Below are 10,388 nucleotides of genomic sequence, written 5' to 3'. Positions count from 1 at the left end.
CGCTCGCTTCTCCCCCGTGCTGGAGCGCCCCGAGTCAAGGGTGGCCCGCAGGGCCATCGCCGAAGGCGACGCGAAGCGCCCTTTACTCGGGGCGTGGAAGCACGACACTGCCAAAGAAGCGGGCGGCCCCACAGCCACCCCACTCCCTCAGAAGCCACCCCCGAAGTCGTCGGAGTTGAAGTCGGCCCCAGAGACGTCACCACCCTCGTACCCACCGCCACCGACACCGCCACCGCCGAAGTCCCCGTACCCGGCCCCGTAATCAGCGGCATACGCCGGCGTCGCCATCATGCTCCCGAGCATCGTCCCGACCAGCAGCCCCGGCAGCATCCCGCCCCCGAAGTAACCACCCGCCCACGGCCCGTACGCAGGTCCCGCCTCCCAGTACGGCCGCCGCCCACCCTCCGTCTCCACCTCACGCACCACCGGCTCCAGCCCGTCCGCCAACCGAGCCTGGTCCGCCGCGCACACCGGCACCTCCCGCGTCGCCCCACCCAGCGGGGTCCACGCCGCATCGGCCACCGACGGACCATGCCGGGGATCGAAGAAGCACGGCGGACGCCGGTCCGGCAACGGCCGCCCCTCCCGCCGCGCGGCCAGCTGCGCGAGCGCGAACCGCCCGTCCTCCACCGCCTGCGTCACGGCCCGCACATCCTCCGGACGACGCGCGTCGGCCATGAACGTCTTGGACCGGTCGTACGCGTCCAGCGCCCGTTCGTAATCGGCCCGCATCGCGTCATCCGCGCCCGGCTCGCCGGGATGGAAGTCCAACCGGTCCAGTTCCTCACCGAACGCCGTGATGTCCTCGTCCACCACCACCCGCAGCTTCTCCAGCGCGGCCCGCTGCTCCTCCTCGTGCCGCCGCCGGTTGCGCCGCGACAGCGCGTAGACCCCGGCCCCGCCGACAGCCAGCACCGCACCCGTGGCGATCAGCCCGCCCACCGGCACGCCGTCCCCGGAACCCTCGCTCCAGCCGCTCGGCGCCGCGCCGCCCGTGTTCCGCAGCGCGTCGTCCACGAAGTCGTTCAGCTGCGCCTTGGCGTCTCCCGCGTCCTGCACCGCCGCGACCAGGTTGGACACAGCCTGCCGGCTCATCACGCTGCTGTCGGCCCGCGCGTCGAAGCGGTCACCGAGCCGGATGCCGTAGAGCCCGGTCACGCCGGTCTCGGTGCGCAGATCCCGGAAGATCTCGGTCGTCGGCTGGTCCGCCGGCAGCACCGCCACGAAGATCGGTTTGTCCGCATCCTCGATCTTGTCGGCGAGCGCCTCCGCGTCCGCGTCGGAGAGCTGGTCGGAGGCGGCCGGGTCCACGTACACGGGACTCTCGCGCAACGCCTCCGCGATCTCCGTGACATCCGTGGCCGCGTGCGCCTCCGACGCACCCCACACCCCCACCGACAACGCCGCCATCACAGCGGCGACCGGCACGATCAGAACACGTACGAGCATGCGCACCAGTGCGAGCCTCATACGTTCGAAAGTACCTTAAAAACCGCCCCAAACGGAACGGAAGGGACACCTCTCTCGACCACCGACCGGAGCCCCTTCCGCCCGCCTCGGACTCACTCCTCACTCCCCACCTCTCACTCGGCGGGAACGGCCCCCGCCCGCAGCAGCCCGTACGTGTACGCGTCCTCCAGCGCCTGCCACGACGCGGCGATGACGTTCTCCGCGACACCCACCGTCGACCACTCACCCGCACCGTCGCTCGTGGCGATCAGGACGCGGGTGGTGGACTCGGTTCCGTGGACGCCCTCCAGGATGCGGACCTTGTAGTCGACCAGTTCCAGCTTGGCGAGCTGCGGGTAGATCCGTTCCAGCGCGACCCGCAGCGCCCGGTCCAGGGCGTTGACCGGACCGTTGCCCTCCGCCGTGGCGACGATGCGCTCCCCCTTGGCCCAGAGCTTCACCGTCGCCTCGTTGGCGTGGCTGCCGTCGGGCCGGTCCTCGACGATCGCGCGCCAGGACTCGACGGAGAAGTACTTCAGCGGAGCGCCCTCGACCTCCGCCCGCAGCAGCAGTTCGAACGAGGCGTCGGCGGCCTCGTACGTGTACCCCTTCAGTTCGCGTTCCTTGACGCGCTCCACGACCCGGCCGACCAGTTCCCGGTCGCCGCCGAGGTCGATGCCGAGTTCCTTGCCCTTCAGCTCGATGGAGGCGCGGCCCGCCATGTCGGAGACCAGCATCCGCATGGCGTTGCCGACCAGCGCGGGGTCGGTGTGCTGGTACAGGTCCGGGTCGACCTTGATGGCGGAGGCGTGCAGGCCGGCCTTGTGGGCGAAGGCGGAGACGCCGACGTAGGGCTGGTGGGTGGAGGGGGTGAGGTTGACGACCTCGGCGATGGCGTGCGAGATCCGGGTGGTCTCCCGCAGCCTGCCCTCGGGCAGGACCCGCTTGCCGTACTTCAGCTCCAGGGCCGCGACCACCGGGAACAGGTTGGCGTTGCCGACCCGCTCGCCGTACCCGTTGGCCGTGCACTGCACATGCGTGGCGCCCGCGTCGACGGCGGCGAGGGTGTTGGCGACCGCGCAGCCGGTGTCGTCCTGGGCGTGGATGCCGAGCCGGGCACCGGTGTCGGCCAGCACGGTGGCGACCACGGCCTGGATCTGCGCGGGGAGCATGCCGCCGTTGGTGTCGCAGAGGATGACGACGTCGGCGCCGGCCTCCGAGGCCGCGCGGACGACGTCCTTCGCGTACTGGGGGTTGGCGCGGTAGCCGTCGAAGAAGTGCTCGCAGTCCAGGAAGACCCGGCGGCCCTGGTGCCGCAGGAAGGAGACCGTGTCGCGGATCATCGCCAGGTTCTCGTCCAGGGTGGTGCGCAGGGCGAGTTCGACGTGCCGGTCATGGGATTTCGCGACCAGGCAGATCACCCCGGCGCCGGATTCGAGGAGCGCCCTGACCTGCGGGTCCTCGGCCGCGGTGGTGCCGGCGCGGCGGGTGGAGCCGAAGGCGACGAGCTGGGCGTGCCGGAAGTCGATCTCCTTGGCGGCGCGCGCGAAGAACTCGGTGTCCCGCGGATTGGCGCCGGGCCAGCCGCCCTCGATGAAACCCACGCCGTAGTCGTCCAGGTGCCGGGCGATGGCCAGCTTGTCCGCGACGGTGAGGTTGATGCCCTCGCGCTGCGCGCCGTCGCGCAGGGTGGTGTCGAAGACGTGGAACGAATCGTCGAGCAGCTCGCTGGGTGCGGTCATGATCTTCAGGGCTCCTGTATGGGATCTCGGTCTACCGGAATGACCGGTTCCACCGTCCGTCTATGATCCCCCGCGCTCTCTTCCCGGCTTGGGGTGGGCCAGGAAACAGAAAAACCCCTCGCGGGTGCGAGAGGTCTGCGCGCGGGTCGAGGACGACGGTGTCCGCCCGTACCTGGTCGTACGTGGCGGTCACTGCGGACCGGCGCGCCTGCTGCCAATAATCATGGCGAACGAGAGCACGGGGGCAGTCTGGCACAACCCGCCCCCGCGCTCACCGTCCGTCTCAGGATGCGAGCGCGGCGCAGGTCAGCGCAGGTGGCGGACGAAGCCGTCGGAGAACCCGTTGGTGTCGTCGGGGACGAGCTGGGCCGAGTGGCTGCCGAGGCCGACGCTCCGGGCCTGCGCGCTCACCGAGTGGACCGTCACGGCGGCGTCCGTGACCGGCCCGCCGTCGACGGACTCGCTGACCAGGCGGGTGGAGCCGGTGCGCAGGTCGCGCAGGTAGACGTTGTCCGGCCCGAGCAGTCCGTCGGTCCGGCGGGGCGCGGCCTCGTAGGCCAGGTACCGGCCGTCCGGGCTGAGGTGCGGTGCCTGCGGCAGGCTCTCCCCGGCGGGGCCGGGAGCCACCCGGCGGGTGACGTCCGTGTCGAGGTCGCGGACGTAGAGGTGGCTGTCGCCCGCCTCGCCGCCCGGCACCAGGTCCTCGCTGGAGGAGGTGAAGGCGATGACGCGGCCGTCCGCGGAGAGCGAGGCGGGCATCGCGTACCAGGGGTCCGGGGTGCCGTCCGGCCGGACGTTGACCCGTTCCTCGATGCCGGTGCGGCGGTCGTGTACCCAGGTGACGCCGTACCCACTGCGCGGCACTGGCTGTGCGTACGCCACCCGCCGGCCGTCGGCGCTGATGCCCTGGAGGACCGCCGGGACGGTCGGGCTGGTGCGGTTGCTGACCCGCTCCACGGTGCCGGTACGCCGGTCGAGGACGTACACGGCGCCGAACAGCTCGCCGGGGTCGGTCTCCATCCGGTCCGCCTTGGCGTTGAAGGCGACGTACCGGGCGTCGGCGGACAGGGCGGCGCCGCCCGCGAGGGCCGATCCCCCGTCGGGGGCCACGCTGATCCGCTCGGTGCGGTGGGTGCGGCGGTCGTGGAGGTAGATGTCGTCGGTGGGCGGGGTGTCCCAGGCGACCAGGTTCCGGGCGTTGGAGCGGAACAGGACGTAGCGGCCGTCGGCGCTGATGCCGAGGGCCGAGGACTCCCCGTCGGCCTGTGCGCCGCCCGCCCCGACGCTGACCCGCTCGACGGTTCCCGTGCGCAGGTGACGTACGAACACGTCCCCGTGCCCGTTGGTGTCGCCGGGCACCAGGTTCCCGGCGTACGCCGAGAAGACCGCGAACCGTCCGTCGGCGCTGACCTCCGGTCCGTGGGCGTCGCCGTCGGCCTGCTCGCCCGCCGCCGTCAGCGTGACCCGCTCGGTGCCCGGCGCCGGTGCCGCCGAGGCGGAGGTCGAGGTCGAGGTCGCGACCATGATCCCCGCGAGTACCGCGACGGACACCCCGCACGTTCTTCTGCGCACGATTCCCCCCGTTGCCCTGTGGGCTTCGCTCCCCCGGCCCCGCGCCGAGGGCTGCCCAGCAGCCAAACGCATCGCACGACCCGGGGTCAATCACCCGTATTGCGTACAACCCGGACGCGAGATCAGACGTCCGCGAGCAGGCCCTCGGCCAGGAACTCCCGTACGTGGCCGAGGGCCTCCGCCCTCCCGCTCCCCCGCAGGCCGATCGCCACGTTGATGGCGAAGCCGTCCAGCAGGGCGCGCAGGCGGGTGGCGAACCGGTCGGGGTCGACGGCGCGGAACTCGCCCCGCGAGACGCCCTCCGCCAGCAGGGCGGCCAGGTCGCGGTGCCAGGCGCCCTCGATGGCGGCCTGCCGGTCGCGGGCGTCCGAGTCGGCGGCGGCGTTCTGCGAGCGGTTCCACACCTCCAGCCACAGCGTCCAGTGCGGGTCGCGGTGGCCGTCGGGGAGGTACAGCTCCACATAGGCGTCGAGGCGTGCGCGGGCCGGGCCGGACGCGGCGAGCAGCCGGGCACGCTCGGCGCCGAGGCGGCCCTCGCTCCACTCCAGGGTGCGCAGCAGCAGTTCGTCCTTGGTGCGGAAGTAGTAGAGGAGGTGGCCGCTGCTCATGCCGACCTCGCGGCCGAGCGCCGCCATGGTCAGTTTCTCCAGGCCGCGTGCGGCGATCATCTCCATGGCGGTGGCGAGGACGTCCTCGCGCGGCGGGGCGTTCTTCCGCGCCCTGGCCGCGCCTGCAGCGCCTGCCGCCCCTGCCATCCCCGACTCCTCGCTCCGTCAGACCCTCGGCTGCTGTTGCGTGACGCAGTGGATGCCTCCACCGTTCGCGAAGATCGTACGGGCGTCCACCTGTGTCACCGTGCGTTCGGGGAACAGGCGGCGGAAGAGGTCCGCGGCGGGTGCGTCGTTCGGGTCGTCGAAGGCGCAGAGGACCACGCCGCCGTTGCACAGGTAGTGGTTGATGTACGAGTAGTCGACCCAGTCGCCGTTCTCGTCCTTGAGGACGGCCGGGGCGGGGACCTCGACGACCTCCAGGCGGCGGCCTCGCGCGTCGGTCCGGCCGCGCAGTGTCTCCAGGTGGGTCCGCGAGCGGGCGTGGTCGGGGTGGGCCGGGTCGCGCTGGGTGTGGACGAGGACGGTGCCCGGCCGGGCGAAGGCCGCGACGATGTCGACGTGGCCCTGGGTGCCGTAGGTGCCGTAGTCGGCGGTCAGGCCGTGCGGGAGCCAGATCGCCTTGCTGGTGCCGAGCTTGGCGTGGATCTCCGCCTCGACCTCGGCGCGGGTCCAGCCGGGGTTGCGGCCGGCGCCGAGCTGGACGGTGTCGGTCAGCAGGACCGTGCCCTCGCCGTCGACGTGGATCGCGCCGCCCTCGTTGACGAGCGTGCTGCTCAGGACCGGTGCCCCGGCCAGCCCGGCGACCTGGCGGGCGATGTCGCGGTCGTGGTCCCAGCGGGCCCAGTCCTGGGCGCCCCAGCCGTTGAACACCCAGTCCACGGCGGCCAGCCCGCCCGTCCCGTCGGTGACGAAGGTCGGGCCGATGTCGCGCATCCACGCGTCGTCCAGGGGGCGTTCGACCAGGTCGATGCCGGGGCCGAGCAGTTCGCGCGCCCCCTCGCCCTGGCCGGGGCCGTGCACCATCGTCACCGGTTCGAAGCGGCGTACGGCACGGGCCACCGACGCCCAGGCGGCGCGGGCCCCGGCCAGCTCGGCGGCGTCACCGAACGTCGGGTTGGGGCCGGGCCACGCCATCCAGGTGCGTTCGTGCGGGGCCCATTCGGGGGGCATGCGGAAGGTCATCGGCGGTCCTAGAGGAAGTACAGGCGGTTGAGGGAGACGGAATCGGCCGGTGCCGAGCGGACCGGGTCGCCGTCGAGGGTGACCAGGCCGGTGCGCTGGTCGACGTCGACCTGTCCGGTACGGGTGTTCAGGCGCAGGTCGGCGGGGCCGATGCCGCGGGTGCCGCGTACGGCGACCCGGCGCCGGCGGGTGGGCATGGTGTCGTTGCCCTGGTCGAGGGCGGGCGGCGCGACGAAGGCCACGGACAGTTCGGCGGGCGTGGCGCCGTGGGCGCCGAACTGCGGGCCCAGGACGAGGGGTTCGCAGGTGTCGGTGGCCGCGTTGGGGTCGCCGGTGACGCCGTACGCCGGGAAGCCGGACTTGAGGACGAGCTGCGGTTTGGCGCCGAAGTACTCCGGGCGCCACAGCACGAGGTCGGCGAGTTTGCCGGTCTCGATCGAGCCGACCTCGTGGGCGAGGCCGTGGGCGATCGCCGGGTTGATGGTCAGCTTGGCGATGTACCGCAGGACGCGCTCGTTGTCGTCGTCGCCGTCCGCACCGCACTCGGCCTTCATCTTCCCGGCCATCGCGAAGGTACGGCGGACCGTCTCGCCGGCCCGGCCCATGCCCTGCGCGTCGGAGGAGGTGATGCCGATCGCGCCCAGGTCGTGCAGCACGTCCTCGGCGCCCATCGTCGAGGCGCGGATGCGGTCGCGGGCCATCGCGGCGTCGCCCGGCAGGTCGGTCTTGAGGTCGTGGACGGAGACGATCATGCCGTAGTGCTCGGCGACCGCGTCCCGGCCGAAGGGCAGGGTGGGGTTGGTGGAGGAGCCGATGACGTTCGGGACGCCGGCCATCTTCAGGACGTTGGGGACGTGTCCGCCGCCGCAGCCCTCGATGTGGAAGGCGTGGACGGTGCGGCCTTCCAGCACCCTGAGCGTGTCCTCCACGGACAGGCACTCGTTCAGGCCGTCGCTGTGCAGGGCGACCTGGACGTCGTGCTCCTCGGCGACGCGCAGCGCGGTGTCCAGGGCGCGGGTGTGGGCGCCCATGTCCTCGTGGACCTTGAAGCCGGAGGCGCCGCCCGCGGCGAGTGCCTCGGTGAGCGGCGCCGGGTGGGAGGAGGAGCCGCGGGCCAGGAAGCCGATGTTCACCGGCCAGGCGTCGAACGCCGCGAAGGCGTGCCGCAGCGCCCAGGGCGAGTTGACGCCGACGCCCCACACCGGCCCGAACTCCTGCCCGATGATCGTGGTGACGCCGGACGCGAGCGACGCCTCCATGACGCGCGGGGAGAGCAGGTGGACGTGGGTGTCGACGGCGCCGGCGGTGGCGATGAGTCCCTCGCCGGAGACGATGGTCGTGCCGGTGCCGACGACGACGTCCACACCGTCGAGGGTGTCGGGGTTCCCGGCCCGGCCGATGCCGCTGATCCGGCCCCCGCGGATGCCGATGGACACCTTCCGGATGCCCTGTGCCGCGTCGATCACGACGACGTTGCTGATCACGACGTCGCAGGTGTCGCGGACGGCGGCGGCCTTCAGGTGCAGTCCGTCGCGGGCGGTCTTGCCGAACCCGGCCAGGAACTCGTCGCCGTACCGCTGCGCGTCGGCCTCCACCCGGATCACCAGCCCCGAGTCGCCGAGGCGGAGCCGGTCGCCGGCCCGGGGGCCGTGGGTGGCGGCGTACTCGTACGGGTTCACTCGGCGGCTCCCGGACGACCGGCTCCCAGATATCCGCAGGCGGCGGCGCGGCGCAGGGCCTCGGCCCGCGCGCCCGGCGCGTCCAGCGGCCCGTCGACCAGCCCGGCGAACCCGGTCACGGTCCGGTCCCCGCCGATCGGGACGAGCCCGACCTCGACGCGCTCGCCGGGGCCGAAGCGGACCGAGGACCCGGCGGGGACGGCGAGCCGCATGCCGTAGGCCCGCTCCCGGTCGAAGTCGAGGCGCGGGTTGGCCTCGAAGAAGTGGAAGTGGGAGGTGACCGAGACGGGCACGGTGGCGGTGTTGGTGACCGGTATCCGTACCGCCGCCCGGGGCTCGGTGTGCTCCGGTCCGGGCAGCAGCGCGCCCGGCGCCGCCTCCCCCAGGCCCCCGCCGATCGGGCCGGTGACCACCGCGAGCCGGGAGCCGTCGTCGAAGACCGCCTCGACGTGCACCTCGGTGACCACGTCCGCGACGCCCGGCAGGACGTCGTCGGGGCCGAGGACGGACCGGGCGCGTTCGACGGCCTCGGCGAGCCGGGCGCCGTCGCGGGCCGCCTCGCAGACGGTGTCGGCGATCAGCGCGGTCGCCTCCGGCACGTTCAGCCGCAGACCGCGCGCCTTGCGGGCGCGGGCCAGTTCGGCGGCCGAGAACAGCAGCAGCCGGTCACGTTCGGTCGGGGTCAGTCGCACGGGTACACCTCCTCACTTAGAGCAGCACTCTAAAGCAAGATGCCGAGGCACCCAATAGCCGTAGGCTCATGGTTTGAGCAGCACACAAAAAAAGGGGGGTCGCCCCGGACGTGATGTCCAAGGCGGCCCCGTACGGCTGCCGGCTCAGGCGAGCGTGCGCATCCAGCCGTGGGTGTCCTCGGCCGTGCCGCGCTGGATGTCCAGCAGGGCCCGGCGCAGCCGCATGGTGACCTCGCCGGGCTCGCCGCCGCCCTGCTGCCACTGGGCACCGGCCCGCTTGACCGTGCCGACGGGCGTGATCACGGCCGCCGTGCCGCAGGCGAAGACCTCGGTGAGGGTGCCGTTCTCGGAGTCGCGCTGCCACTGGTCCACGGAGACCCGGCCCTCCTCGGCCTCGTAGCCGAGGTCACGGGCGACGGTGAGGAGCGAGTCGCGGGTGACGCCCTCCAGGATGGAGCCGGTGAGCGTGGGGGTGATGATCTTGTTGCCGTAGACGAAGTACAGGTTCATACCGCCCAGCTCCTCGACCCACTTGCGCTCGATGGCGTCGAGGTAGCAGACCTGGTCGCAGCCCTGCTTGGCGGCCTCGGCCTGGGCGAGCAGGGAGGCGGCGTAGTTGCCGCCGGTCTTGGCGTCGCCCATGCCGCCGGGGACGGCGCGGACGCGGTCCTCGGAGACCCAGATGGAGACCGGCTTCACGCCGCCCGGGAAGTAGGCGCCGGCCGGGGAGGCGATGACGATGAAGAGGTACTCGTTGGCCGGCTTGACGCCCAGGCCGACCTCGGTGGCGATCATGAAGGGGCGCAGGTAGAGGGACTCCTCGCCGCCGTGCGCCGGGACCCACGCCCGGTCCTGCCTGACCAGTGCGTCGCACGCCTCGATGAACGCCTCCTCGGGCAGCTCGGGCATGCCGAGCCGACGCGCGGACGCCTGGAAGCGGCGGGCGTTCTTCTCCGGCCGGAAGGTGGCGACGGAGCCGTCGGGCCGGCGGTACGCCTTCAGTCCCTCGAAGATCTCCTGCGCGTAGTGCAGGACCATCGTGGCCGGGTCGAGGGAGAGCGGGGCGTAGGGAACGAGCCGGCCGTCGTGCCAGCCGCGGCCCTCGGTCCACTTGATCGTCACCATGTGATCGGTGAAGTGGCGACCGAACCCCGGGTTGGCCAGTATCGCGTCGCGCTCGGCGGCGGAGAGCGGACTGGCGGAGGGCTTGAGCTCGATCGTGGGCGTCGTGGGCGTCGTCATGGGTTGTTGTCCTTCACCGGTTGTCGTGACGGGCCGCGTCCACGCCCGTACTGCCAGTGGCCAGTGGTAGGACGTCCGAGCATTCCCGCATGTCGCGGCCCCGCGTTCGATTATCGCGCGCGGCCGGCGACCGAGAGAACGGCGGAGGAAACGGGGTGAATGCGGCCCAGGTTTCGATGGTCGCACCCCGCGGGGACAGGTGAAAGCCGCCGGGTGCCT

8 protein-coding genes are annotated in these 10,388 nt (G+C 72.4%); all 8 read right to left on the bottom strand.

Going from position 1 to position 10,388, the window contains the following annotated elements:
* Positions 1 to 147: 147 nt before the first annotated feature.
* The 8 genes from J7I94_RS10135 to J7I94_RS10100 all read right to left on the bottom strand — a co-directional run bounded on the left by J7I94_RS10135 (position 148) and on the right by J7I94_RS10100 (position 10,169).
* Positions 148 to 1,470, bottom strand: a complete 1,323-nt coding sequence (locus J7I94_RS10135) for a hypothetical protein (protein ID WP_215166658.1) — start codon at positions 1,468 to 1,470, stop codon at positions 148 to 150.
* Between the two features lie 113 nt (positions 1,471 to 1,583).
* A complete protein-coding gene (cimA, locus tag J7I94_RS10130; protein ID WP_215166657.1) occupies positions 1,584 to 3,191 on the bottom strand; it encodes a citramalate synthase in 1,608 nt (535 codons plus the stop codon).
* Between the two features lie 306 nt (positions 3,192 to 3,497).
* On the bottom strand, positions 3,498 to 4,742 hold the full coding sequence (locus J7I94_RS10125; protein WP_215166656.1) for a PD40 domain-containing protein: 1,245 nt from the start codon (positions 4,740 to 4,742) through the stop codon (positions 3,498 to 3,500).
* Between the two features lie 143 nt (positions 4,743 to 4,885).
* Positions 4,886 to 5,518: a TetR/AcrR family transcriptional regulator gene (locus tag J7I94_RS10120; protein WP_215166655.1), complete on the bottom strand. Its 633-nt coding sequence runs from the start codon at positions 5,516 to 5,518 to the stop codon at positions 4,886 to 4,888.
* Between the two features lie 18 nt (positions 5,519 to 5,536).
* Positions 5,537 to 6,556 carry an agmatine/peptidylarginine deiminase gene (locus J7I94_RS10115; RefSeq protein ID WP_215166654.1) on the bottom strand — a complete coding sequence of 340 codons (1,020 nt, stop codon included), beginning with the start codon at positions 6,554 to 6,556 and terminating at the stop codon, positions 5,537 to 5,539.
* 8 nt (positions 6,557 to 6,564) lie between these two features.
* Positions 6,565 to 8,235 (bottom strand): urease subunit alpha, encoded by a 1,671-nt coding sequence (locus tag J7I94_RS10110; protein ID WP_215166653.1) that lies wholly within the window; start codon positions 8,233 to 8,235, stop codon positions 6,565 to 6,567.
* Entirely contained in the window at positions 8,232 to 8,927 is a 696-nt protein-coding gene (gene ureA, locus J7I94_RS10105; protein WP_215166652.1) for an urease subunit gamma, read from the bottom strand. The genes J7I94_RS10110 and ureA overlap by 4 nt, the downstream gene beginning before the upstream one ends.
* 144 nt (positions 8,928 to 9,071) lie before the next feature.
* A complete protein-coding gene (locus J7I94_RS10100; RefSeq protein ID WP_215166651.1) occupies positions 9,072 to 10,169 on the bottom strand; it encodes a branched-chain amino acid aminotransferase in 1,098 nt (365 codons plus the stop codon).
* Between the last annotated feature and the right edge of the window lie 219 nt (positions 10,170 to 10,388).

The sequence above is a fragment of the Streptomyces sp. ISL-12 genome, from assembly GCF_018614415.1.
Taxonomy (GTDB): domain Bacteria; phylum Actinomycetota; class Actinomycetes; order Streptomycetales; family Streptomycetaceae; genus Streptomyces.
The sequence above is the reverse complement of the archived record's forward strand: the minus strand, read 5'-3'. Positions and strand labels throughout refer to the sequence as shown.